General features: G+C 58.8%; 1 rRNA gene. It reads right to left on the reverse strand.

Annotated features, from left to right (window positions below):
- Positions 1-430: 430 nt before the first annotated feature.
- A 16S ribosomal RNA gene (locus DKT68_RS13165) occupies positions 431-517 on the reverse strand; the annotation flags it as partial.

The following is a 517-nucleotide window of genomic DNA, read 5'->3' on the forward strand; positions in this document are numbered from 1 at the left end:
GTCCTTCATCGGCTCCTGGTGCCAAGGCATTCACCGTTCGCCCTTGACAACTTGACCACAAAGATGCTCGCGTCCACTGTGCAATTCTCAACAAACGACCAACCCACAACCCTCAAGCCCCACACCAGCACCACCACAGTGATCGGTATGCGAGACCAGGCCATGCCTGGCAACCATCCCCCGCCAACAGGCAGGGCCACGGTTCCGAAAGAAACAACCACAAGGGTTGTTCTTTCAGGACCCAACAGGGTGCTCATCATTCACCTCCAGCCGCACCAGGACTTCGTTCCCACCACCGAAATGGCTGTACTAGAAGGAACCCGGCCGTTGCCGAAGCCAAACTCGCCAGTGTCTCCGCCATTGAGCACCCCGACCCGACATACGCAGGTCGCGGGCTCCTTGCACCCTTTCAGGTGAAGGTGCTCCTTAGAAAGGAGGTGATCCAGCCGCACCTTCCGGTACGGCTACCTTGTTACGACTTCGTCCCAATCGCCAGCCCCACCTTCGACGGCTCCCT

Source organism: Micromonospora acroterricola (assembly GCF_003172955.1).
GTDB lineage: Bacteria > Actinomycetota > Actinomycetes > Mycobacteriales > Micromonosporaceae > Micromonospora > Micromonospora acroterricola.